Raw genomic sequence first — 24,146 nt, forward strand, 5'->3', positions numbered from 1 at the left:
CGTGCGTCGGGCCGCCGGCACAGGTCGGCCGGACGGGGCGAGCGGTCGGGCCCGGTCATATCGAATCACGCGCAACACCATCCCCCCGGTGCGGTCGCACCACCCCGACGGCGGCACCACGGCAGAGAAGGGGTCCGACATCACGGTCGACACGTCCACCGCCAGAGGGGCCCGGACCCAACGCCACCACAGGTGGGTGTTAGCTCGGCCATGACAAGGCCGTCGAGCCTCGAAGGCGAGCGCGGGACCGGATCGACGTTCATCGGCCGTTCGATACCGGGCAAAGCGGGGAGAACCGCCTTTCGCGACGCGGTCATGGAACCATTTCGCGCCGATGTCCCGTTTAGTGGTGAGGAGCGGGCCGCCGCATCGATGTCCGGCGGACGGCCGACCCGACCCTGGCCCCCGACGTATCCGGTGTTGATCCCATGCGCGACCGTCTGATGTTCGCCTCCGCCGTCCTGGTCGCCGGGGGCCTTGCCGTGGCGCCGGCCATCGCGCAGACCGGATGGGTCGACCCGCCGGCCAAGGTACAGGGCCAACCCGCCGCCGAGGCACCGACACCCGTCGCTCCGCCCGCCCCCCAGCCGAGTGCCGAGCCGCGGGCCGCGGCGCGAACGGCCGAGCCGAGCCCGGCGGCCGTCACGGAATCGCCGGCGAGGCCCCGCCGCGAGGCGCGGCGCCCGGTGCGCCCCGGCCAGGACCGTCTCGTGTTCACTCCGCCCGCGGCGGCAGCCGCCCCGGGCCCGGGCGTCGACGACCCGCGCTTTCCCGCGTGGGCGGGCAAGGCCCAGCGCCTGACCCTGGATTACCTCGACAGCGTCTCGGCCTCCAACGAGGCGAGTCTGGCGGAGGCGCCGCGCTTCTACGCCCCGCAGGTGCGTCGGTTCGGACGGACCGTCTCCCTCGCCGCCGTGATCGCCGACAAGCGCCGGTTCGCCAGCCGCTGGCCCGAGCGGCGCTATGCCGCCCAGCCCGGTGCGATCCGCACCTCCTGCAACGCGGCCATGAAGGTGTGCATCGTCCAGGCCACCTACGATTACAGCGCCCGCAATCCCGCCCGCGGCACCCGCACGCAGGGGGTCGGCGAACTGGTGCTGGAGATCAGCTTCGCCGACGACCGTCCGGTGATCGTATCGGAATCGGGCCGCGTCCTGCGCCGGGCGGCCTCCGCGTCGCTGGTTGACGCGCGAACCAAAGCCGGCGCCTAAGACGGGGCTCATGTCCCTCGACGCCAACGACCCGGCCGACACCCGTCCCACCGACCCGCTCCTGCCGGAGCGGGATGCCGCTTGGGACGCCGACAGGGCCGCGCTTCGCGCGCGGATCGCGGCGGCGGTCGGTGACGCCCGCCCCCACCCCATCGCGCGCCATACCCTCGCGCTGCTGGTGGAGGCGCAACTGGCCCACGCCCCCGTGCCGGCGGATGGTTCTCACGCGCACGACGGCAGTGTCGACGAGGCACTGGCGGCGATGCGCTCGCGCCACCCCGACCTGTTCCTGCCGCCCGAGCCCGAACCCGCGCCGGCCGTCGTCGAACCCGCCGTGGCGGCGAAGGCGCCCGGCCCATCGATGCTGTCCTCGCTCGCGCCGTCCCCGGCCAGGCTCGCCGCCATGACGGAACGCGGCCGGGCGCTCGCCACGGCCGCCCGGAGCCGTCTCCTGACGATGGGTGCCGCGGCCAGGACGCGCCTGTCCCGCGAACGCCCCGCCCGGGTGAGTCCGGAAGCGGCATCGGCCGAGCCGCCGTCGGTGGCTGCGGCGATGGCGGCCTCTACGGAGGTCTCGCCTCCGGCGATGTCGGCGCCCGCCCCGGCCGTGCCCCCGGTATCCTTGCCGTTGGCGGATCGCAGCCGGCGCCGGGGCGCGGGCGACCTCTCCGTCCGCGCGGCCGATCGCGGCCGCCGGACCTGGTACGGCCTGCGCGACGGCCTCGGCGATGCGGTCGGGCCCGGCGGAAGCCTGCGCCGCCCGTCTGCCGTCATGGCGCTTGCCGCCGTCGCCTGTGCCGGCCTCCTCGTCGTCCTGCTGCGGGGGGACGGCGACCGGCCTTCCCCGGCCCCGGCGGCGGCGCCGTCCGTGCAGACGCCCGCCGCCGAGGCTCCGCCCGCCGCCGCGCAGACGCCGCCGGCCTCGCAGCCGCCCTCCGCTTCGGCCCGCCCCCAGGCCGCCCCGCCCGACGACGAGCCCGCCCCCGACGACGCGCCGATGCAGGCCGACGTGGTGCCCCAGGCCGGCGAGATCACCGGCCCGGCCGAGGTCGTCGACACCGCCACCCTGAAGATCGGCGGCCGGGTGGTACGGCTGTTCGGCGTCGCCTTCGTGCGCGGCGGCCAGACCGAGGAGCTGACCCGCTACCTCGGCAAGCGTTCGGTCACCTGCCGGCCCGTGGCGGGCAGCGAAGCGCACCTCTGTGCGGTGGACGGACGCGACCTCTCCGAGGTCGTCCTGTTCAACGGCGGCGGCCGCGCCTCGCCCGAGGCCACCCCCGACCTCGTGGCGGCCGAGGACAGGGCCCGCACCGAGCGCCTCGGCGTCTGGGCGCGCTGACGGCGGCCGTCCGCTCCTGCACGATGGGTTCGTGCCGGGTCCGCTTGCGCCGGTCCGGTTCGGCGCTTACGCCCCTTGCGCTCAAGCCCGGCCGCGAGGCGCGATATCGATGACCGCTGCGTCCCCCTCCACCGCGCTCGCCGCGACGCTGGCCCGGCGCGGCGTGCACTACGGATGGGTGGTGGCCGCGGTCACCTTCCTCACGATGCTGGTGACCGCGGGCGCCGTCGGCGCGCCGGGGGTGCTGATCCTGCCGCTGCAGCGCGAGTTCGGCTGGGACACCGCCACGATCTCGGCGGCCCTGGCGATCCGCCTCGTCCTGTTCGGGTTGATGGGGCCGTTCGCCGCCGTCCTGATGAACCGCTACGGGCCGCGCCGGATCGTGTTGTGCGCGCTCCTCCTCATCGCCGGCGGCATGCTGCTGTCGCTGGGGATGAGCCAGGTCTGGCAGTTGGTCCTCCTGTGGGGGGTGGCGGTGGGCGTCGGCACCGGGCTCACCGCCCTGGTGCTCGGCGCCACCGTGGCGACGCGCTGGTTCACGGCGCGGCGCGGCCTCGTGGTCGGCCTCCTCACCGCCAGTTCGGCCACCGGCCAGCTCGTGGTGCTGCCGGTGCTCGCCGCCCTCACCGAACACTGGGGCTGGCGCGCCGCCCTCCTCCTCGTCTGCAGCCTGCTGGTGCTCACGGGTCTGGCCGTCCTGCTCCTGATGCGCGACCGGCCCGAGGACCTCGGTCTGGCACCCTACGGCGAGGCGGCAGCGGCCGGGGCGGCGCTCGCCCCCGTCGATGCCGGCGGGGCCATCGCCGCCCTGCGCGAGGCGGCGCGCACGCGGGTGTTCTGGGTGCTGTTCGCGACCTTCTTCATCTGCGGGGCCAGCACCAACGGCCTCATCCAGACACACTTCATCCCCCTGTGCGCCGACTACGGCATCAGCCCGATCCAGGGTGCGGGGGTGCTGGCGGCCATGGGCGCCTTCGATTTCATCGGCACCGTCGCCTCGGGCTGGCTGTCGGACCGCTACGACAACCGCTGGCTCCTGTTCTGGTACTACGGCCTGCGCGGCATCGCCCTGATGTGCCTGCCGTTCTCGGATTTCACGCTGATCGGCCTGTCGCTGTTCGCGGTCCTCTACGGCCTCGACTGGATCGCCACGGTGCCCCCCACCGTGCGGCTCACCGCGGCCCGGTTCGGGCGCGAGAAGGCCAACCTCGTGTTCGGGTGGATCTTCTGCGGGCACCAGCTCGGGGCGGCCGGCGCCGCCTACGGCGCCGGCCTGTCGCGCGACGTCCTGGCGAGCTACCTGCCGGCCTTCTTCACGGCCGGAGCCCTGTGCCTGTTCGCCGCCGCCGCCATCATGACCCTCGACCGGGCGAGGCCCGCGAGCGCCCGGTAGGCCTCAACCCATTTCCGGTTGATCACGTCGTGATGCGGACATGGGCTTCGCTCAGGCGCCGCGCGGGCTCGGTGATACAATTCCCGCTTGATCCAAGCGGCAAACCGTATCAGCCGATGCGCAGCCGGGTCCCGGGGCCGAGCCGGCGCAACAGGCGCAGGAGGTCGGCCCGGGCCAGGGCGACGCAGCCCTCGGTGGGCGGATAGCCCGGCCGGGCCACGTGCATGAAGATCGCGGAGCCGCGGCCGGGGCGGATCGGCCCGCGGTTGTAGTCGATGTCGACGACGAGGTCGTAGAGCCCGTCGCCGCGCCACATCTCCTCGGCGCTCACCCCCGGACAGGGCAGCGTCAACGGCCGGTTGTAGCGGCGGTGGGACGGAGCATCGCACCAGCCGTCGTGCGAGCGCGTCGCGCGGATCGGCAGCAGGGTGGCCGGACGCACCGTGAGACGGTCGGGCCGGTACGCGGCCGCACGCAGGCGGAACCGCCCGCGCGGCGAGGCGCCGTCGCCTTCGCGCTTGACGGTGCCGATCCCGCTCCGGCCCAGGGCGCAGGGAATGACCGAGGGGCCCACCAGCAGGTGGCCGCGGCGGCGGTCGCCGACGAGCGGACGCACCCGGATCGCGGCGAGGGCGACGGCGCGGACGGCCTTCGGGTGCGGGATCGACCGGACAGGAGGGGACATAACGCGTCGGAGTGCCATCGGGGCCGGATTGCGGGGCGGCCGGGCGGTTGAAACTTGCACCCGGCCGTTCACGTATGGAAGACAACGAAGGCTGTGGGCAACCGCTGCGCTCGACGCATCCGGGATGATTTCCTGCTGGGCGAAACGCGCTAGGGTGGGATGCGTCGAGGGGTCCGTGAGGCGGGGCGGCACCCTTGGGCAGGGCATCTACCTTGGGCGGGGCATCTCCCTCGAGCGGGGTGACACGCCCGGCCAGGATGTCCGACCCCGGCTCGTTGTCGTCGTCGCGGCCGTTCGGCCCGGCCATTTTCGATCGACCCGTCCTCGCGCCCCGTTCCGTGCGCGGATCTTCGCCTGTCGCGTGTGGAAGAGTGTTGCAGCCGATGCCGAACGCCTATCGCCTCCTGGTCTGCGACGACGACGCCTCGCTGCGGGAGACGCTCACCGAGCAGCTCGACCTGTCCGAGGAATTCGTGGTGCTGCCCGAGGCCGACGGGGCGGGCGCCATCGCCAGGGTCGCCTCGGACCGGATCGATCTTGCGGTGATGGACGTGCGGCTGCCGGACATGGACGGACGCGAAGCGGTCCGGGCGATGCGGCGCAACGGCTATCGCGGGCCGGTGATCATGCTCACCGCCCAGGTCTCTGAGGAGGATACCGTCGAGGGGCTCGAGGCGGGGGCCAACGACTACGTCACCAAGCCGTTCAAGTTCGCCGTGCTGCTCGCGCGCATCCGCGCCCACCTGCGCAGCCACGAGGCGAGCGAGGACGCGGTCTTCCAGATCGGCCCCTACACCTTCCGCCCCGGCGCCAAGCTCCTGGTGGGCGACCGCGGCTCCAAGCTCAAGCTCACCGAGAAGGAGACCGCGATCCTGCGTTTTCTCTACAGGGCGGGCCGCGAGGTCGTGGGCCGCGAGACGCTGCTCGCCGAGGTCTGGGGTTACAACGCGCAGGTCACGACCCATACGCTGGAAACGCATATCTACCGCCTGCGCCAGAAGATCGAACCCAACCCGGCCCTGGCCGCGATCCTCGTGACGGAATCCGGCGGCTACAAACTGTTGCCTTGACGTTTGCACACGGTCCCGGACCTTCGCGCGTGGCGGTCCCCATCGCGGTGCGGAATGGGCGGGGCGGCGAGATCGGCCTGCGGGCGAGACGGTGAAGGGACCGCGTGACGGTGGGACTCGACGACGACATCGCGATCCTGTCCGCCGCCCCGCTGTTCCGGTTCATGGGCCGGGATGCCCTGCGGCTGCTGTGCTTTGCGGCCGAACGGCGCAGCCTGGCCGCGGGCGACGTTCTCTACGCCCGCGACGAGCGCGCCGACGGCGGCTTCGTGGTGCTGACCGGTGCCATCGCGGTGGCGCCCCGCCGGGCCGGCGGCGAGCCGGTGGTGGCCGGCCCCTCGGCGCTGATCGGGCGCCTTTCCCTGTTCCTGCGCGGCGAGCGGCCGAGCGAGGCGCGGGCGAGCGTGCCCTCGGAGGTCCTGCGCATCACGCCGACGCTGATGCGCCGGGTGCTCCAGGAGTTCCCCGACGCCGCCGCCGCCATCGAGGCCGACCTCACCGAGGATCTCGTCGCCTTCACGCGGGACCTCGACGGGGTGCGGCCGCGGTTCGAGGGGCCCTGAGACGCGGGCCCGTACCCTGAGACGCCTCCTGCGGCGGGTGACAGGGCCGACCGGCTTTTGTAAGCACGGGCTCGTCTGCCGCCACCCGGAAAATCCCGACATGTCCGCCCCCAGCGCCCACGCCGACCTCGCCGCCACCATCGAGACCGCCTGGGAGGACCGGGCCGGGATCGACGCGGGCACCAAGGGTGCCGTGCGCGACGCCGTGGAGACGGCCCTCGAACTCCTCGATTCCGGCAAGGCGCGGGTGGCCGAGAAGGCCGGCGAGGAATGGCACGTCAACCAGTGGCTCAAGAAGGCGGTGCTGCTGTCGTTCCGCCTCAACGACATGGAGATCATCCACGGCGGCCCCGACGGCGCCAACTGGTGGGACAAGGTGCCCTCCAAGTTCGAGGGCTGGAAGAAGAAGCAGTTCCGCGAGGCCGGCCTGCGGGCGGTGCCCGGGGCGATCGCCCGGCGCGGCGCCTACATCGCGTCCGGCGTCGTGCTGATGCCCTCCTTCGTCAACCTCGGCGCCTATGTGGACGAGGGCACCATGGTCGACACCTGGGCCAGCGTCGGCTCCTGCGCGCAGATCGGCAAGCACGTCCACCTCTCGGGCGGCGTCGGCATCGGCGGCGTCCTGGAGCCGATGCAGGCGAGCCCCACCATCATCGAGGACAACTGCTTCATCGGCGCCCGCTCCGAGGTGGTCGAGGGCGTCGTCGTCGGCGAGGGCAGCGTGCTGTCCATGGGCGTCTACATCGGCGCCTCGACGAAGATCGTCGACCGCACCACCGGCGAGGTCTTCTACGGCCGGGTGCCGCCCTATTCGGTGGTCGTCTCGGGCACCATGCCCGGCAAGAAGCTCCCCGACGGCTCGGCCGGCCCCGGGCTATACTGCGCGGTGATCGTCAAGCGCGTCGATGCGGGCACTCGCGCCAAGACCGCGATCAACGAACTCCTGCGGACCTGACGGGACGCCGGCCGGCCCGCGCCTCGGCGCGGGACTGTCCGGGGATCGCGGACGGGCCTGCGATCCCTTTCGACGGAATCGTCGTGACCGACCTCGCGACTGTCAGCCGACTCTGTCGACGATCGCTTCGTCCTTCATCCCGCCAACCGCATGCCGCGTCGCGGACCGGTGCCTCAGCCATCCGAGGGGTCATGATCGAGCCGGCACGTTCCGCCCGCAGCTTCAGCCTGACCATCGACGGGCGCACCCTGTCGATGCCCTGCGACGTGGTCGGCAGCGGCCCCGACGCCCTGCTCCTCCCCGCCCTGTCGTCGATCTCGGCCCGCTCCGAGATGTGGCCGCTGGCGCGCGACCTCGGGCACGACTACCGCTGCCTGATCCCCGACTGGCCGGGGTTCGGCAATCAGGCCCGCGTACCGCTGCCCATGAACCCGGGCACGATGCACGCCTTCCTCGACGCGTTGTTCGTGGCCAAGCCCGGCCCCTACGCGCTCGCCGTGGCGGCGGGCCATGCCGGCCCCTACCTCATGGCGGCGGCCCGCCGGCATCCCGGCCTGTTCAAGCGCATCGTCCTCGTCGGACCGACCTGGCGCGGGCCGCTCCCCACCGCCATGGGCCAGGAGCGGCGCGGCCTGTTCAAGGCCCTGCGCCGCCTCGTCGAGGTACCCCTCGTCGGCGACGCGATCTACCGCATCAACATCAGCCGGCCGGTGATCGGGCGGATGATGCGCGCCCACGTCTACGCCGACCCGGACCACGTCACCCCCGGCGTCATCGCCGACAAGCACGCCATCACCCGCCAGATCGGCGCCCGCTTCGGCACCGCCGCCTTCGTCACCGGCGGGCTCGACCCCTGTACGAGCCGCGAGGCCTTCCTGTCGCTGTTCGAGGGGCCCGGCCTGCCGCCGGTGCTGGTGCTGCGGCCCGAGCGGGCGCCGCGCCGCTCGGGCGCGGAGATGGACGCCCTCATCGCCACCGGCCGGGTCAGCCGCGAGACGGTCCCGGGGGCGCTCAGCGCCCACGAGGAATATGCCGGCGAGGTCGCCGAGGCGATCCGCGGGATCGGGTGAGGCGGTTTACGCTTGAATCAAGCGGGAACCGTATCACCGAGCCCGCGCGGCGCCTGAGCGAAGCCCATTTCCGCATCACGAAGTGATCACCCGGAAATGGGATGATGCGGGATCGGGGCAGCTCCTCGCCGCCGGACCGCGTCGGCCTCAGCCGCCGATGGCGCCGCGCTTGAACCCGAACCCCGGGACCTCGCAGCCGCAGGGCGCATTGATCGGCGCCGGCCGCGTCATGCAATTGCCGCGGGCGGTGACGCAGATGCCGCCGCCGCGCGGAGCCCGGTCGAACCGGTCGTCGTCGTAGCGCGACCGGCGCCGCTCGTAGCGATCCTCCTCGTAGCGCGGACGGCGGCGCTCGTAGCGGTCCTCGTCGGAGCGCCGCTCTTCGTAGCGGCGGGGCCGGTCGTCGTCGTAGCCCCCGCCGTACTGGGCCTGGGCGCTCACGCCGCCGGCGAGGGTCAGGGCCGTCGTGGCCGCCAGGAGGATGCGCTTCACCGTCGTCGTCTCCGGATCTCGTCGGCGGGTCTCGCCGCCGTATGTCGACGGTCACGGTGGTAGCGCGGGCGAGATGAACGCGTGATGAGGCCGCCGGGCGGCATCACATGGGGTCGGGCCCCCGTGTCCCGGCGAACCATGACGGTTGCCGTGGGCGGGTGGCCTCGCTACCTACCATGGCCGTCATCGGCGCGGCCCCTCGTCCCGTACACCCGCGTCGTCCCGAAAATCCCATCGACTTTTGCAAGAGCGCGACACCCCCGCCATGGAGCTTCTCAAGCTCGCTGCCCTCGACACCGAGGACCTCGCGGTCGTCTCGGCCCACCTCCAGGATGCGATCCTGCGCTCGGGCGACCTCGCCTATCTGGCGGGCGCGCATCGCTTCGTGCTGGTGGCGCGCCGGTTCGACTGGTCGGCGGCGCCCGGCGAGGCGCCGCGCCGGCGGCTGACGGGGGTGCATTTCGAGCGGGTGTTGGGCGTGCGCGGCCGCGGGATCGTACCGGGCGCGGATTCGGACGCGACCCTGAGCCTGCTCGCCGTCACCTTCGAACCGGGCGAGGCGCCTTCCGGCACCGTGACCCTGGTCTTTGCCGGCGGCGCCGCGATCCGGCTCGACGTCGAATGCATCGAGGTGCGGATGAAGGACCTCGGCCCGGTCTGGGAGGCGGAAGGGCGCCCCGACCACGAGGCGGCCGAGGCCGGCCGCGCCGCCATCGAAGGACGCACCCCATGATCCGCCTCGATTCGTCCCAGGACGGGTTCGCCGAGGAGTTCCGGCGCCTGCTCAGCGTCAAGCGCGAGATCTCCGAGGAGGTCGACGACACCGTGCGGGCCATCATCGCCGGCGTGGTGGCCGGCGGCGACGACGCGCTCGTCGACTACACCCGCCGCTTCGACCGGCGCGGCGAGGAGTTCACCGCCGCCTCCCTGCGCGTCACGCCCGCCGAGGTCGATGCGGCGATCGCCGCCTGCCCGGCCGAGACCCTCGACGCCCTGGCCCTCGCGGCGGAGCGGATCGAGACCTTCCACCGTCGCCAGGTGCCGCAGGACCACCGCTCCACCGACGAACTCGGGGTGATGTCGGGCTGGCGCTGGACGGCCCTCGAATCGGTCGGCCTCTACGTACCCGGCGGCACCGCGAGCTATCCCTCCTCCGTCCTGATGAACGCCATCCCCGCCCGCGTCGCCGGGGTGCCCCGCGTGGTCATGGTGGTGCCGATGCCCGAAGGGCAGATGAACCCGCTGGTGCTGGCCGCCGCCAGGCTGGCGGGCGTCGACGAGATCTACCGGGTCGGCGGCGCGCAGGCGGTAGCGGCGCTGGCCTACGGCACCCCGACCGTCGCGCCCGTGGCCAAGATCGTGGGGCCCGGCAACGCCTGGGTCGCGGCCGCCAAGCGCCGGGTGTTCGGGCAGGTCGGCATCGACATGATCGCCGGCCCCTCCGAGGTGCTGATCCTGGCCGATGCCCACGCCAATCCGGACTGGATCGCGGCCGACCTGCTGGCCCAGGCCGAGCACGACGTCGCGGCGCAGGCGATCCTGATCACGGATTCCGCCGGCCTCGCCGATGCGGTCGAGACCGCCGTGGAGCGCGCGCTCGTCACCCTGCCGCGCGCCGAGATCGCCCGGGCGAGCTGGCGCGACTACGGCGCCATCCTCGTGGTGCGCGACCTCATCGAGGCGGTGCCGCTGGTCGACCGCCTCGCCCCCGAGCACCTGGAGATCGAGACGCAAGACGCCGAGGCCCTGGCGGACCGCATCCGCAACGCGGGCGCGATCTTCCTCGGCAGCCACACCCCGGAGGCGATCGGCGATTATGTCGGCGGCCCCAACCACGTGCTGCCCACCGCCCGCTCGGCGCGGTTCTCCTCGGGCCTCGGCGTCCTCGACTTCATGAAGCGCACCACGATCCTGCGCTGCGACGCCGCCGCCCTGCGGGCGCTGGGCCCCGCCGCCATCGCGCTCGGACGCTCGGAGGGCCTCGACGGCCATGCCCGCTCCGTCGCCATCCGTCTGAACCTGTGAGGCGGCCATGTCGGACGAAGCCAAGGTGGCGCAAGAGCGCGACGATGCCCGTGACCGCAAGACCAAGGGTCTCGACCGCCTCGCGTCGGTGACCCTCGACGAGGATTCGATCGGGCGGGGCAACCCCGACCAGGAGCACGAGCGTGCCATCGCGATCTTCGACATCCTGGAGGACAACCACTTCTCGATCCCCGGACGCGAGGGCCCCTTCGCCCTCACCCTCGGCCTCGTCGAGAACAAGCTCTCCTTCGCGATCCGCCACGAGAGCGGCGGCCCGGCGATGACCCACCTCCTGTCGCTGACCCCGTTCCGGCGGGTGATCCGCGACTACGAGATGATCTGCGAGAGCTACTTCAACGCCATCAAGACCGCCTCGCCGACCCAGATCGAGGCGATCGACATGGGCCGGCGCGGCCTCCACAACGAGGCCTCCGAGCTGCTGCGCCAGCGCCTCGAAGGCAAGGTCGACCTCGACCACGACACCGCGCGCCGGCTGTTCACCCTGGTCTTCGCCTTGCACTGGAAGGCTTGAAGGCGAGGCCCTCGACCGCACACGGTCGAGGGCCTCGCCCACGCGCGTGGCGACGCACAGTCGCGCTTTGCACCCGCGTCGACCGTCGGGGTCGTCGGCTCATAAGGACCGGTCTCCCCATCGAGACCCAAGGCAAGGCAGCGGATGGCGGACGAGGGCGGCCCGGGCAAGAAGAAGCGCGTGCAGTCGGTGCTGTTCATGTGCAACTACAACGCGGTGCGCTCGCTGGCCGCCGAGGCGATCGCCCGCCACTACTTCGGCAAGTCGACCTACGTGCAGTCGGCCGGGGTGCGCACCGGCGAGCCGGCCGATCCGTTCATGGTGGCGGCGCTGGACGAGATCGGCATCGACGCCTCGCGCCACAAGCCGCGCACCCTCGAACAGCTCGAGGAGTGGGAGGGGCTGAACTTCGACCTCATCATCACCCTGGCGCCCGAAGCCCACCACGCCGCGCTGGAGCTCACCCGCACCAACGCCGTCGAGGTGGAATACTGGCCGACCCCCGACCCGACCATCCTGCAGGAAGCCTCGCGCGACCAGCGTCTCGACGCCTATCGCGATGTCCGCGACGGGCTGATCTATCGGATCAAGACGAGGCTGAAGCCATGAGGGCCCTCCCGCGACGGGCGATGGCGACACCCTCGTGGCAACGAGCCATGGCTTTGCAGAGATGTTCTATGAGGTGTTCATAATACCAGCGGCCTTCGACCAAGATCGGTTGCAAGATCGATCGAAGGAATGCGTCACCCGCTGGACGTGCCGCCGTGCCTGGACCAGTGGCGAACCGACAAAAGAGTCGACGACGACGACTGCTGGTCGGTGCAGGCGCTTGACTTCAACAGGTCGAGGCCTTTCATCCGAGGAGACGGCACAAGCGCGCACGCCCTCGACGGCGGCCAGGCATTGCCGACAGACATCGAGGAGACACGCACCATGGCAGCAGAAGACATCGTCATCGTCGGCGCGGCGCGCACCGCCGTCGGCTCGTTCGGCGGGGCCTTCAACACGGTCCCGGCCCACGACCTCGGCGCCGTGGCGATCAAGGCGGCCCTGGAGCGGGCCGGCGTCTCGCCCGACGACGTGGACGAGGTCATCTTCGGCCAGGTCCTCACCGCGGGCGCCGGCCAGAACCCGGCCCGCCAGGCCGCCATCAAGGCCGGCATCCCCGAGAAGGCCACGGCCTGGGGCCTCAACCAGGTCTGCGGCTCAGGGCTTCGCACCGTCGCCATCGGCATGCAGCAGATCGCCAACGGCGACGCCACCGTCATCGTGGCCGGCGGCCAGGAGTCGATGTCGCTCTCCCCCCACGCCCAGTACCTGCGCGGCGGACAGAAGATGGGCGACGTCAAGCTCGTCGACACCATGATCAAGGACGGCCTGTGGGACGCCTTCAACGGCTACCACATGGGCACCACCGCCGAGAACGTGGCCCAGGCCTTCCAGCTCACCCGCGAGCAGCAGGACGCGTTCGCGACGGCCTCGCAGAACAAGGCCGAGGCCGCCCGCAAGGAAGGCCGCTTCAAGGACGAGATCGTCCCCGTCACGGTGCCGGGCCGCAAGGGCGACACCATCGTCGACACCGACGAGTACATCCGTGACGGCGCCACCGTCGAGGCCATGGCCAAGCTGAAGCCGGCCTTCTCGAAGGACGGCACCGTCACCGCCGCCAACGCGTCTGGCCTCAACGACGGCGCGGCCGCCATCGTGCTGATGTCGGCCTCGGAAGCCGAGCGCCGGGGCATCACGCCGCTGGCCCGCATCGTCTCCTGGGCCACCGCCGGCGTCGACCCCAAGGTGATGGGCACCGGCCCGATCCCCGCCTCCCGCAAGGCGCTGGACAAGGCCGGCTGGAAGGCGTCCGACCTCGACCTGATCGAGGCCAACGAGGCCTTCGCCGCCCAGGCGCTCGCCGTGAACAAGGACATGGGCTGGGACACCGACAAGGTGAACGTCAACGGCGGCGCCATCGCCATCGGCCACCCCATCGGTGCCTCCGGCGCCCGCGTCCTCGTCACCCTGCTGCACGAGCTCAAGCGCCGCGACGGCAAGAAGGGCCTCGCCACCCTCTGCATCGGCGGCGGCATGGGTGTCGCCATGTGCATCGAGCGGGTCTGAGCCACCCGCCAAGGCCACCCGCCAAGGCCACCCGCCAAGTCGCGGCGCCGGTTCGGGAATTCTTGACGGCGCCGCAAATTTAAATGGGTCGCGTGACGGCTGCCTCGCCCGCTAAAGCCCCACGCGACACCGGCTTTCATCAGCCTGCCAACTTCATAAACCTGCCAAGAAACAACAATCGGAGGATATCATGGCTCAGGAACGCGTCGCCCTCGTCACGGGTGGAACGCGCGGCATCGGCGCCGCGATCTCGAACGGCCTCAAGGCCAAGGGCTACAAGGTCGCCGCCAACTACGGCGGCAACGACGAGGCGGCCGCCGCCTTCAAGGCCGAGACCGGCATCCCGGTGTTCAAGTTCGACGTCGGCGACGCCGCCGCCTGCGAGGCCGGCATCAAACAGGTGGAGGCCGAGGTCGGCCCCATCGACGTGCTGGTCAACAACGCCGGCATCACCCGCGACGGCGCCTTCCACAAGATGACCTTCGACAAGTGGCAGGCGGTCATCAAGACCAACCTCGACTCGATGTTCACCTGCACCCGCCCCGTCATCGAGGGCATGCGCACGCGCGGGTTCGGCCGCATCATCCTGATCTCGTCGATCAACGGCCAGAAGGGCCAGGCCGGCCAGACCAACTACTCGGCCGCCAAGGCCGGCGTCATCGGCTTCGCCAAGGCGCTCGCCCAGGAAAGCGCCTCCAAGGGCATCACCGTCAACGTGATCGCGCCGGGCTACATCGCCACCGACATGGTGATGGCGGTGCCGGAGGACATCCGCAACAAGATCATCGCCACGATCCCGGTCGGCCGTCTCGGCGAAGCCGAGGAGATCGCCCGCGCGGTGGAATACCTCGCCGCCGAGGACTCGGGCTTCATCACCGGCTCGACCCTGACCATCAACGGCGCGCAGTACATCGCGTGATCGCGCAGTGCGGGGCGGCCTCGCCGCCTCACACCCTGACAGGATGACAGGACATCGAAGGCTGTGGAACGAGGGCGCCACCGCGGCGGTCATCGGCATCGTCGATGACACCGCGCCGTCGTTCCGGGGCGCCGGCGTAGTCGGCCACGGATGACCTTAGCCTCCGCCACCCTCGTCGGCTCGGGTGCGATCCTGCTGTGGTCGCTGCTGGCCCTGTTCACGGCCGCATCGGGCGATGTCCCCCCGTTCCAGCTCGCGGCGATGACCTTCGCCATCGGCGGGCTCCTCGGTTGCGCAAGCTGGCTCGTGCGGCCGTCCGGGCTGAAGGCCCTGGTGCAGCCCTGGCCGGTCTGGCTGCTCGGGGTCGGCGGCCTGTTCGGCTACCACGCCCTCTATTTCACCGCCCTGCGGCTGGCCCCGCCGGCCGAGGCGGGGCTGCTCAACTACCTGTGGCCGCTCCTCATCGTCCTGTTCTCGGCCGGACTGCCCGGCGAGGCGGGCCTGCGCCGTGGTCATGTGGTCGGCGCCCTCCTCGGGCTTTCGGGGGTGGCCGCCCTCTTCGCCGGGCGGGGCGACCTGCAGTTTCCGGCCGGCGCCCTGCCGGGCTATGCCGCCTCCTTCGCCTGCGCCTTCGTCTGGGCCGGATATTCGGTGCTGTCGCGCCGGTTCGGGGCCGTTCCCACCGATGCGGTGGCCGGGTTCTGCCTCGCGACCGCGGCCTTGAGCCTCGCCTGCCACCTGGCCTTGGAGCGCACGGTGTGGCCGGCGGGTGCGGGACAATGGGCGGCGCTCGTCGCCCTCGGGCTCGGGCCCGTGGGCGCAGCCTTCTACCTGTGGGACGTCGGCATGAAGCGGGGCGACATCCGGCTTCTGGGCGTCTGCTCCTACGCCGCGCCGGTCCTGTCGACGCTGATCCTCGTGGCCACCGGATATGCCGATGCGACGCCGGCGCTGGGCCTCGCCTGCCTCCTCATCGTCGCCGGCGCCGTCGTGGCGGCGCGGGCCGCCGTCACCCCCGCGGCGTCGGGCGCCAGTCCGGCGGGGCCATCTCGAACCCCTCGAAGGTGAAGGCCGGGGCGACGGTGCAGCTCACCAGGGTCCAGGCGCCGAGACTCGTCGCGGTCTGCCAATGGCCCTTGGGCACCACGATCTGCGGACGCTGGCCGCGGGCGAGGTCGGGACCGAGGTGGCGCGCCTCGGCGTCATGGCCGTTGGGGCTCACCGTGATCACCATCGGCGCGCCCGCGTGCCAGAACCAGATCTCGGCGGCATCGACCCGGTGCCAGGCCGAGGTCTCGCCGACATCGAGCAGGTAGTAGATCGCGCTGCCCACCGCGCGTCCCCCCACGGTCTCGGCATCGCGAAACGTCTCGCGGTAATGGCCGCCCTCGGGATGCGGCGCGAGGCCGAGCCGGGCGATCACCTCGGCGGCGGCGAGCGTTGACGTCATGACCTTGGTCGCTCCTATGGATTGCCGGGGATCGCCCCTTGCGGGATCTGCAAGCCCTTGGGTGCCGTGGCTTCGCCCTCGGGCTTCGCCCGACGCGGCTTCGGGGGGGATTTCGAGGCGGGCTTGGCCGCGACCGGATCGGCCTTCACGGCGGGCGCCTCGGCGCAGTCCTTGAACGGCAGGCGGGCGACCGTCTCGCCGGCCTCGGAGACGACGACGAAGGCATCCGGCAGGAGCGGCAGCACCTCGTCCCAGCGGATCGCGGCGCCCAGACGCGCCTCCAGCGAGGCCGGCGTGCCGCCTCGGCGCAGGGCGGCGAGATCGGGGCCGTAGGCGGTCGCCGCCCGGTCGCCGACCACCACCTGCAGCACCCGCGTCGTGTCCGGGGTCAGCGGCCGCAGCGGGTTGTCCACCGACACGACGCCCGAGCGCGTCACCCACACCGCCGCGCCGGTATCGGCCGTGTAGCGGGCGGATTTTCCTTCGCACAGCACCGTGAGGTTGGGCGGGGCCGCCGGTTCCGGCATGGGCTGGGCCGCCATCGGCGTCGCGGGTTCGGCCGGCACGGGAGCCGGCTTCGCCGCCGCCGGCTTGCGCCGCGGCTTCTTGGGCACGGGCGTATCCTGGCCGGGCGCCTCGGGCTGTATCGCCGGCTCGCCATCCTGCGCCGGCACCGGAGCCGGCCGAGCGAGCACGAATCCCCCGACGAGGACCGCGAGGGCGGCCGTCCGTATCCGATCAATCATCGCTCGGCGTCGTCCCGGCGTCGCGGCGCCTCGGCCCGCCGGGAGGCCGCGATCTGCAGCTGCGACTCGATCGGCTCGAGGTCGAGCACGGCGCCGCTGCGCCGGTCGATCGGGCTCGGCAGGGGTGCTTCGATGTCGTCCATCAGCCCGTCGTCGCTGGCCTGTTCGATCCTGTGCTCGTTCGGCAGGCGCAAGGGCGGGCGGCGAGAGCGTGCCGCCATCGCCCCCACCGTCACGCCGGAAATGGCAAGGGCCACGACGGCGACGAGGATCAGAACCGTTTCCATGCCGGGGACAGCGTTACCCCAGGACAGCGTCCGTTGCACGCACGGAACCGCAAGCGGCCGAACCCGACCGCCCGGCGCGCGGCGGAACGGTCCTTGCGTCACGCAGGCCTCGGGTCGGGCCGTCGCCGGGGTCGCCACACGGCTGTCGCCGACGCCGTTCCATGGTTCCCGTCGCGTTCCGGCCCCGCTCACCCTATGCGTGGTGACGACGCTCTCTTCCAAGGTTCTCGATGCGCATGCTCGACCGCAGCCCAGCCGCCCCGCACGCCCCCGACGCGCTGGAGCGGGACCTCCTCGCCCTCATCGAGGATTCCCGCGAGCAGGCCAGCGACGATCCCTTCCGCAACCCGGTCCTGGCGGTGACCCTGGCGATCACCCGGATGCTCGACCGGGACGAGATCGGCGAGGCCGACCTCGACGGGTTGTTCGCCCGCCTGCGCGAGCAGTCCCTGGCCGAGCGCGCCGCCCGCCTGCGCGGCTACGTCGGGCTAGACCGCCACGCTTCGGATGCCGGCATGCCGGCCCGGATCGTCGGCGCCGTCCCCAAGGGCGCGAACGATTTCGAGACCCTGCGCGGCCTCGTGGGCCGCACCGCTTTCGCGGTGGTGTTCACGGCCCATCCCACCTTCGGCATGCCCAAGGCCGTGGCCGGCCTGATCGCCAGGGCCGCCTCCGAGCCCGATGCCGGCGCGCGCAGGCCCCTGGTGGCCGAGGCCGCCGCCCTCTCGACCCGGCCCGACGCCAGGATCAGCCTCGACGACGAGTTCGAGCAGGCCTGCATCGCCGCCAACCACGGCCGCGAGGCGCTAGACGCCTTCAACGGCGCGCTGCTCGACGCCGCCCGGGCGCGCTGGCCCGACCGCTGGACCGAACTCGTGCCTAAGCCCTTCGCCATCGCGAGCTGGGTCGGCTGCGACACCGACGGGCGCACCGACATCGGCTGGTGGGACACCCTGCGCTACCGCATCGAATCCAAGCGCATGCAGCTCGACCGGCTGATGCGCGACCTGCCCGACGTGCCGGCCACCAAGGTGGTACGGACCCTGGCCCAGGGCGCGCTGGCCGCCGTCAACCGCCAGCTCGCGGTGGCGCCGCGGCTGGGCACCAAGCCGACCCTGGAGGCGGTCCACCGCTTCGCCCTCGCCCTCATCATCGAGCGCGAACGCGCCCAGACCGATGCCGGGCCGATCCTGGCGGGGCTCGCCGGCGCCATCACCGTGGCCGAAAGCGATGCGGACCGGCGCGCCATCGCGGTGCTGCGCTCGGGCATCGCCGCGCACGGGCTCTCGAACGCCCTGCCCCACTTCCGGCTCAACGCCAGCCAGATCCACAACGCCGTGCGCCGGGTGATCGACCTCGAGGGCGAGCCCACCGACGCCGCCCAGCGCCGGTCGCACCTCGCCACCATCCACGCGCTGCTCAACGACGTGCAGCCGGTCGACGTGGACTTCGGGGCGCTGGCCGCCGAGCGCGCCTCGGCCGCCCGGCTGATGATGACGATCACCCAGATCCTCAAGCACGTCGACGGCACCCACCCGGTGCGCTTCCTCATCGCGGAGACCGAGACCGGCTACACGCTGCTCGCCGCCCTCTGGCTCGCCCGCCACTACGGGATCGCCGACAAGGTCGAGATCACGCCGCTGTTCGAAACGGCGAGCGCACTGGAACAGGGCATCCGCGTCCTCGACGACGCCCTGCGCAATCCCCATTGGCGCCAGTACCTCAAGCGCATCGGGCGGCTGACGGTGCAGTTCGGCTACTCCGATTCCGGCCGCTACGTCGGCCAGCTCGCCGCGAGCTTCTGGATCGAGCGGCTGCGGCTTCGCCTGTCCGAACTCATGGCGCAGAACGATCTCTCCGGCATCGAGCTCGCGATCTTCGACACCCACGGCGAATCGATCGGCCGGGGCGCACACCCGAGTTCCCTGCGCGACCGCCTCGCCTATCTCGCCCCCGAGGACGCGCGCCGGCGCAACCGGGCCAACGGCATCAGGGTGCGCCTCGAATCGAGCTTCCAGGGGTCGGACGGCTACCTGATGTTCGGCACCCCGCCGCTGGCGCAGGCCACTGTGGAGCGCATCGCCGAGCACGTCTTCGCCCTCGACATCGCCGACGAGGACGCGTTTGCCGACTACGTCCTCAGCGATGCCCCCGACGGCGCCGACGAGACCGACGACCCGATCTACGCCGAGGCCGATTTCGCCACCGAGTTCTTCACGGTGGTGCGCCAGGACATGGAGTCCCTCGTCGACGACACCGGCTACGCGGCGCTGCTGGGCACCTTCGGCCCCAGCCTCCTCGACCGTACCGGCTCGCGCCCGGTGGCCCGCCAGAGCGACGGGGGCGGGCCGGCCATGATCACGCATCCGCGCCAGATGCGGGCGATCCCCAACAACGCGATCCTGCACCAGCTCGGGTTCCTCGCCAATTCGCTGCACGGCATGGGCCGCGCCGCGGGCCGGGCGCCGGACCTGTTCCGCGACATGCGCCGCGATTCGGTGCGCTTCTCGCGCGCCTTCCGCATGGTCCAGCACGCGGCCGCGGTCAGCGACCTCGACGTGCTGCGCGCCTATATCGACACCCTCGACCCGGCCGTGTGGCTGGAGCGGGCCCGGCGCACGCAGCGCGACGCGCGGCGCGACGAACTCGTGGTGATCGCCACCGCCCTCGACCGCCTCGACCTGGCGCCGAAGCTGCGCCGTCTGTTCGGCCGCCTCACCTGCGACTGGCTGAGCCTGCAGACCGCCGCCCCCGACCTCGGCAAGATGTCGCCGCGCCTGACCCTGCTCCACGCCATCCGCCTCGCCCTGATCCACCGGATCTGGTTCCTCGCCGTCCACATCCCCGGCTTCCGGCCGCAGTCGGGCATCACCCGCGAGGCGCTGATCGAGCGCTTCCTGCGCCTCGACGTGGAGGGCTGCCTCACCCTCCTGGAGGACGTGTTCCCCGTGACGCCCGACCCGACCCTGGGCCTCAACTTCGGTGAGCCCGCCGGCCCGCGCGACGTCGGCACCTACGAGGCCGAGCACACCACCCTGTTCGCGCCCATCGGCCGCTCCTTCGCGCGGGTGCGGGAACTGAGCGGGATGATCCAGCACGAGGTCGGCGCCTTCGGGTGAGCGGTCGCCCCCGGAAGGCCGCCATGCTTTGATCCCTCGCGCCTCGTGCGAGGCGAAACGTCACGAAGAGCAGCGGCTTCCGGTAACGGGCTCAGGCAGGATGAACGGACCCGACCCCGAGGTCCGGACTGCATGAGGAGCCGCGTTTCATGTGATGAAGACCGTTGTCGTCGCTGCCATGACGGCCTTCGTCCTCGGCGTCGTCCCGATGTCGTCCGCCATGGCCTTCGAACGCCGCTCTTCGTCTTTCAAACCCCGTCCCTTGGGGTCGGAACCCTATCACCTCAACCAGGGGAAGGCCCGCTTCCGACCCGTTGCAGAAGGTCGGAAGGTCCGCTTTCCGGCACGCGATGCGACAGAGGTATCCGGTCGGGTCGGATGGAGAACAGACGACCAGTTGGTGACCGACCGGGGGCTTCGGTCCGTTCCTGCGTCAATGTCCGCTCAGCACGAGGGTTTGGATGGGTAGCATCAGCGCCTGGATCCGCAGGATCATGGCGTGCACGATACCGGTGGCATCGACCGCATGGAGGACCAAGCTCCTGGTGGTGCCGAGCTTGCCCGACGCGATCAGATCGTGGTTGCTGGTATAGGCATTGGCGATGCAGCTGCTTCCCGGTGTCACGCCTTCGAGCCCGCCCGTGTAGAGCGGCTCGAGAAACACCGTGATCGTTCCGGGGCGAACCACCTGTTGCGCATCGACGAGTTGCTCGCCGCCACGAAACTGTCCGGCTGCGATGAAGTCCTGCACGCTCGTTACCACCATGGGGATGACGGTCCAGGGTTTCGAGACACAGGTGACCTCGGCCAGCATGCCGACCTTCATCACCTGAGCTTCGATCTGCGCGAACCCCGCCGTAATGGCTTTACGTCCTGCACCGTCGGGGATCAGCACGCCTGCCGGTCGCATGATCGGATTGACGATATCGCCGACCCGCAGGGTGAACTGCTCCACGCGTCCACCGACACCGGCCCGGATGGTGGTCTTCGCAATCTCGACGGCGGCTTGGGCGAGAGCAGCTTCCGCACTGGCTTTCTGGGCCGGGAGAAGGCTGCTGACCTGTGCTTCGGCCGTCTGCTTGGCCGCCGTCGCCGCCGCGACCGAGCCGCGCCGGCCGTTCACGACGTTCTGGAGCCGCTCGATCTCGCGAAACGCGACGATCCCAGCGCCTCGCCGGTTCAGCTCCTGCTTTGTTTCCAGTTCGTCGATGGCCTGCTGCAGGCCGCTCCTCGCCTCCTGAGCCTTGCCTTCGGTCGCCGCAATCTCGGATCGCGCCGCCACCATGGCCGCCTCGACCTCAGCGATCTTGCGCCGAGCCGCCTCGGCTGCCGCCTCCTGGGTTGCGCTGTCCAGGCGGAAGATGGGTTCGCCCTGCTTGACCTCGCCGCTGATGCTGTTGACGTAGATCTCGGCTACACGTCCGCTCGTCTCCGAGACGATGGGAACGGTCCTGTAGTACAGGGTCGCGCTTTTCGTGGACGGGTGATAATAGAAAATCACCGTGATCAGACCCACGGAAAGCATCAGGCATGAAACGATACCCCACCTCAACTCGAACCAAACCGAGTAGAGCGTGATCTCCCTGCCGAACCGCTTGCCCTGGCCGAAGCGTCGGAAAAGATAGTCCGGCAGGATTGTCAGCACCGAGCACAGCAAGATCTCAAGCATGGATCAGGTCCTCGTCGTGCGTGACGGGACGATCCTCGGGATGGGCCGTGAGACAGGCGGGAGGTCTTCGTCGCCAGCACTGACCGACGCGATGTCCTCTGACACCGCCGCAGCTCCCGTTTCTGGAGGGAGACCCGCGATCCGTTCGAGCGCCCCCGCCATCCGGCTGAGCGTTCCTCCGAAGTTCGGGATGTCGATCAGGGCGAGCAGGAGGCCCATCACCCAGAACAGATGGATATGCGTGAAGAGGGCGAGCAGCCCCAGCACGGCGACGATCTCGAATTGCAGCTTGTGGCTCTTGTGGGCCATCCGTTCGGGCAAGGTGTGCAGGCGCAGGAACAGAAGCCCCGCTGCCATCACCACGACGACGAGGACAACGGCCATGACCGACATGAACACGTCGGTCCCATCTGCCGCTGGCACGAACATCGGCAAATGATGCGGTGCAGCCGGATGAATCGCGTCGGACATGTTGGCCCCCGACAGAAATGGTGACGCAATCGAAACGCGGCTTCGCATAGTTCCACGGCGTATCAAACGCCAGAACCGCCCTCTGGAGGAGCCAAGATACACTCGGGTATTGAATTTGTCGCGCGTATAATTGATTTCCGCCGTTGGATGCTGGTGTTCCGGAGGCGGCGGATTTTTCCCGTCAGCTGCCGATAAGCATCCGACCGGATTGCCGGTTGCATCCGAGGCGCCGCGCAGCCCGACATAAGGGCGATGGCCGTCCGGTTACGAGGACCGCTGAGGGTCTGGACTCGATCGGCACCACAAGGCGATTGCAACGGCTGAGGCACGGTTGCGAGCGACTTTGTCGTAGGGAGTCGCGGTGCGTCGGCCCCTGTCCGAATTCACGGCTTCGACCGGAGCAGGCGATCCTCGTCCTCCAGGAGAAACCTGCGGCGCTCCGCTTCCTGCCCGGCGTAGCGGGCGATGTTCTCGCGGGTGACGAGGATGTGGGGCGTTTCCACGACGCGCGGGACGGTACCCCCGACCGAGAGGCGCTTGGCGACGTCGAGGCCGATCTCGCCGATCATCGTGGGGAAGATGTCGACCGTCCCGGTCAGCTCGCCGGCCGCGATGGAGGCATAGGCCATGGCGGTACCGTCCGTGCCGAAGACGCGGATGCGCTCGAGCGCGCCCGCGGCCTTCACGGCCTCCACGACGCCCAGCGCCATGGTGTCGTTGTTGCAATAGATCCCGATCAGGTCGGGCGTCCCCGCGATGATCGCGCCGGCCGCATCCAGCGCCAGGCGCCGGTCCCACTGCCCGGAGACGCTCGCCACCACCGAGAAGGTCTTCACCTGCCCCAGGGTATCGCGGAACCCGGCCGAGCGATGGATGGTGGAGAAGACTCCGGGCTGGCCCTCGATGACCGCGACCTTGCCCCCCCTGGGATAGTGCGCGATGAACCACCGGGCCACCGCGACGCCGAGGTCGCGGTTGATCGGCCCCACGAAGTGCCGGACGCTGTCGACCACCGCTCCGTCCACGTCGACCACCGGCACCCCGGCCGCGATCGCCTCGTCGATGGCCGGCTGCAGGTTGAAGGTCGAGATCGGCGAGATCATCAGCGCCCTGTAGCGGTTGCCGATCATCGACTGCATCAGCGCGAGCTGGCGCGTCTGGTCGGTCTCGTCGCGGGCGGCCTGGATATCGAGCTTCACCCCGTCGACCAGGGCACGCTGGCGATAGCCGGCGGCCATCAGGCGCCAGTACTCGTTGGCGGGCGTCTTCAGGATGACGCCGAACCGCTCGCCGCGCACGTCGGGCGCGGGCCCGAGTTCGTCGACGATACGGCTCCACCGGATCCGGCTCGGATCGGTGTCCGGATTGAAGCGAGGCTGCTGGGCGAAGGCGCCGGCCAGATGAAGCCAGAACAGAACAGCCGCCAGTCCGAGCCGTGCCATCATCGTCCTTCCCCGAGGGCGACGTCGCAGTCGCAACGGCCCGGTGGATCCACCGACCCTCCGGTCTTGACGCCGTCCGCCACGCGACCGACGGGGCCGAGTCGCGACGATCGGCGGTGCCAAAACCGCGACAGGCTGCACCGAACCGCCCTGTGGCGATAGCCTAGCGTGATTGCGCTTCGCGGTGGAAGGTTAATCGACGAGGCGGGGGCGACCACGTGCCTGCCTTTAAATCCGGGCCGACAGATCATCGCCAGTATCGCATGGATCGATGTCGGCCTATTTCCGTCGATATTCTCCTTTTATCACCGCTTTATACAAAATATTTAACACCCATTAGCGGATTTCTATTCAAGAGCGAACAGAAACAGGAAAACAACCCATCGTATTTTCCACTTGTTCACTTCGGCTGCCACGGGTCCCCCCTCCACGGCTCTCGAGCTTGCCCGAGAGCCGCACCCTCGAGTGCCCGAGGCGGTCGAGCCCGACTTGGGTGCGGGAAGGAGGCAGGGAGGTGGGGATGCCTGGTCGACCCGGCTGCCGAGGCCGGCGGAACCACGCCGCCCCCTCCCCCTCCCCGCAAGGGCGACGGG

23 protein-coding genes are annotated in these 24,146 nt (G+C 70.8%); 15 read left to right on the plus strand and 8 right to left on the minus strand.

Going from position 1 to position 24,146, the window contains the following annotated elements; translation table 11 throughout:
* Positions 1-428: 428 nt before the first annotated feature.
* From ASG40_RS14135 to ASG40_RS14145, 3 genes are all read left to right on the plus strand, one after another.
* Complete coding sequence (locus ASG40_RS14135; protein WP_055886887.1) at positions 429-1,211, plus strand: hypothetical protein; 783 nt, start codon at positions 429-431, stop codon at positions 1,209-1,211.
* 10 nt (positions 1,212-1,221) lie between these two features.
* Positions 1,222-2,550, plus strand: coding sequence for a hypothetical protein (locus ASG40_RS14140; protein WP_055886890.1), 1,329 nt, complete (start codon positions 1,222-1,224; stop codon positions 2,548-2,550).
* Between the two features lie 109 nt (positions 2,551-2,659).
* On the plus strand, positions 2,660-3,943 hold the full coding sequence (locus ASG40_RS14145; RefSeq protein ID WP_055886892.1) for an MFS transporter: 1,284 nt from the start codon (positions 2,660-2,662) through the stop codon (positions 3,941-3,943).
* A gap of 109 nt (positions 3,944-4,052) precedes the next feature.
* On the opposite strand, the gene ASG40_RS14150 is transcribed toward ASG40_RS14145, so the two are convergent.
* Positions 4,053-4,628 carry a L,D-transpeptidase family protein gene (locus tag ASG40_RS14150; RefSeq protein ID WP_055886897.1) on the minus strand — a complete coding sequence of 192 codons (576 nt, stop codon included), beginning with the start codon at positions 4,626-4,628 and terminating at the stop codon, positions 4,053-4,055.
* Between the two features lie 383 nt (positions 4,629-5,011).
* Here ASG40_RS14150 and ASG40_RS14155 point away from each other — a divergent pair, with 383 nt between their 5' ends.
* The 4 genes from ASG40_RS14155 to ASG40_RS14170 all read left to right on the plus strand — a co-directional run bounded on the left by ASG40_RS14155 (position 5,012) and on the right by ASG40_RS14170 (position 8,286).
* On the plus strand, positions 5,012-5,698 hold the full coding sequence (locus ASG40_RS14155; protein ID WP_055886899.1) for a response regulator transcription factor: 687 nt from the start codon (positions 5,012-5,014) through the stop codon (positions 5,696-5,698).
* 110 nt (positions 5,699-5,808) lie between these two features.
* Complete coding sequence (locus tag ASG40_RS14160) at positions 5,809-6,261, plus strand: cyclic nucleotide-binding domain-containing protein (protein WP_055887404.1); 453 nt, start codon at positions 5,809-5,811, stop codon at positions 6,259-6,261.
* A gap of 100 nt (positions 6,262-6,361) precedes the next feature.
* A complete protein-coding gene (gene dapD, locus ASG40_RS14165) occupies positions 6,362-7,216 on the plus strand; it encodes a 2,3,4,5-tetrahydropyridine-2,6-dicarboxylate N-succinyltransferase (RefSeq protein WP_055886902.1) in 855 nt (284 codons plus the stop codon).
* Between the two features lie 191 nt (positions 7,217-7,407).
* On the plus strand, positions 7,408-8,286 hold the full coding sequence (locus tag ASG40_RS14170; RefSeq protein WP_055886904.1) for an alpha/beta fold hydrolase: 879 nt from the start codon (positions 7,408-7,410) through the stop codon (positions 8,284-8,286).
* 147 nt (positions 8,287-8,433) lie between these two features.
* Here the strand turns inward: ASG40_RS14170 and ASG40_RS14175 are convergent, their stop codons facing one another.
* The gene (locus ASG40_RS14175) at positions 8,434-8,778 is read right to left on the minus strand and encodes a hypothetical protein (RefSeq protein WP_244472341.1); all 345 of its coding nucleotides are present in this window, start codon (positions 8,776-8,778) and stop codon (positions 8,434-8,436) included.
* A 265-nt stretch (positions 8,779-9,043) separates the two neighbouring features.
* Between ASG40_RS14175 and ASG40_RS14180 the strand changes: the two genes are divergently transcribed.
* The 7 genes from ASG40_RS14180 (at position 9,044) to yddG (ending at position 15,437) form a co-directional block, all read left to right on the plus strand.
* The gene (locus ASG40_RS14180; protein WP_055886906.1) at positions 9,044-9,511 is read left to right on the plus strand and encodes a DUF2948 family protein; all 468 of its coding nucleotides are present in this window, start codon (positions 9,044-9,046) and stop codon (positions 9,509-9,511) included.
* Positions 9,508-10,803, plus strand: coding sequence for a histidinol dehydrogenase (gene hisD, locus ASG40_RS14185; protein ID WP_055886909.1), 1,296 nt, complete (start codon positions 9,508-9,510; stop codon positions 10,801-10,803). Before ASG40_RS14180 ends, hisD begins: the two co-directional genes overlap by 4 nt.
* Before the next feature lie 7 nt (positions 10,804-10,810).
* The gene (locus ASG40_RS14190; protein ID WP_244472342.1) at positions 10,811-11,335 is read left to right on the plus strand and encodes a UPF0262 family protein; all 525 of its coding nucleotides are present in this window, start codon (positions 10,811-10,813) and stop codon (positions 11,333-11,335) included.
* A gap of 144 nt (positions 11,336-11,479) precedes the next feature.
* Positions 11,480-11,944 carry an arsenate-mycothiol transferase ArsC gene (locus ASG40_RS14195; RefSeq protein WP_055886911.1) on the plus strand — a complete coding sequence of 155 codons (465 nt, stop codon included), beginning with the start codon at positions 11,480-11,482 and terminating at the stop codon, positions 11,942-11,944.
* A gap of 324 nt (positions 11,945-12,268) precedes the next feature.
* The gene (locus ASG40_RS14200) at positions 12,269-13,450 is read left to right on the plus strand and encodes an acetyl-CoA C-acetyltransferase (RefSeq protein ID WP_055886914.1); all 1,182 of its coding nucleotides are present in this window, start codon (positions 12,269-12,271) and stop codon (positions 13,448-13,450) included.
* Between the two features lie 190 nt (positions 13,451-13,640).
* On the plus strand, positions 13,641-14,369 hold the full coding sequence (gene phbB, locus ASG40_RS14205; RefSeq protein ID WP_055886917.1) for an acetoacetyl-CoA reductase: 729 nt from the start codon (positions 13,641-13,643) through the stop codon (positions 14,367-14,369).
* Between the two features lie 150 nt (positions 14,370-14,519).
* Positions 14,520-15,437: an aromatic amino acid exporter YddG gene (gene yddG / locus ASG40_RS14210; RefSeq protein WP_055886920.1), complete on the plus strand. Its 918-nt coding sequence runs from the start codon at positions 14,520-14,522 to the stop codon at positions 15,435-15,437.
* Here the strand turns inward: yddG and ASG40_RS14215 are convergent.
* Genes ASG40_RS14215 through ASG40_RS14225 form a run of 3 tightly spaced genes read right to left on the minus strand, consistent with a single transcriptional unit; the run spans position 15,379 to position 16,852 of the window.
* Positions 15,379-15,819, minus strand: coding sequence for a cupin domain-containing protein (locus ASG40_RS14215; protein WP_055886923.1), 441 nt, complete (start codon positions 15,817-15,819; stop codon positions 15,379-15,381). The two genes, yddG and ASG40_RS14215, sit on opposite strands and share 59 nt — an antisense overlap.
* A 14-nt stretch (positions 15,820-15,833) precedes the next feature.
* Positions 15,834-16,565: a hypothetical protein gene (locus tag ASG40_RS14220; protein ID WP_244480623.1), complete on the minus strand. Its 732-nt coding sequence runs from the start codon at positions 16,563-16,565 to the stop codon at positions 15,834-15,836.
* Positions 16,562-16,852 (minus strand): hypothetical protein, encoded by a 291-nt coding sequence (locus ASG40_RS14225; RefSeq protein WP_055886925.1) that lies wholly within the window; start codon positions 16,850-16,852, stop codon positions 16,562-16,564. The genes ASG40_RS14220 and ASG40_RS14225 overlap by 4 nt, the downstream gene beginning before the upstream one ends.
* A gap of 236 nt (positions 16,853-17,088) precedes the next feature.
* Here ASG40_RS14225 and ASG40_RS14230 point away from each other — a divergent pair, with 236 nt between their 5' ends.
* On the plus strand, positions 17,089-19,971 hold the full coding sequence (locus tag ASG40_RS14230; protein ID WP_443136616.1) for a phosphoenolpyruvate carboxylase: 2,883 nt from the start codon (positions 17,089-17,091) through the stop codon (positions 19,969-19,971).
* A gap of 433 nt (positions 19,972-20,404) precedes the next feature.
* Here the strand turns inward: ASG40_RS14230 and ASG40_RS14235 are convergent, their stop codons facing one another.
* From ASG40_RS14235 to ASG40_RS14245, 3 genes are all read right to left on the minus strand, one after another.
* Entirely contained in the window at positions 20,405-21,640 is a 1,236-nt protein-coding gene (locus tag ASG40_RS14235; RefSeq protein WP_055886928.1) for an HlyD family secretion protein, read from the minus strand.
* Positions 21,641-21,643: 3 nt separating this feature from the next.
* Positions 21,644-22,111, minus strand: coding sequence for a hypothetical protein (locus ASG40_RS14240; protein ID WP_055886931.1), 468 nt, complete (start codon positions 22,109-22,111; stop codon positions 21,644-21,646).
* Positions 22,112-22,494: 383 nt separating this feature from the next.
* Entirely contained in the window at positions 22,495-23,556 is a 1,062-nt protein-coding gene (locus ASG40_RS14245) for a substrate-binding domain-containing protein (protein ID WP_156387732.1), read from the minus strand.
* Between the last annotated feature and the right edge of the window lie 590 nt (positions 23,557-24,146).

Origin of the sequence: Methylobacterium sp. Leaf399 (assembly GCF_001424525.1) — a bacterium.
Classification (GTDB): Bacteria; Pseudomonadota; Alphaproteobacteria; order Rhizobiales; family Beijerinckiaceae; genus Methylobacterium.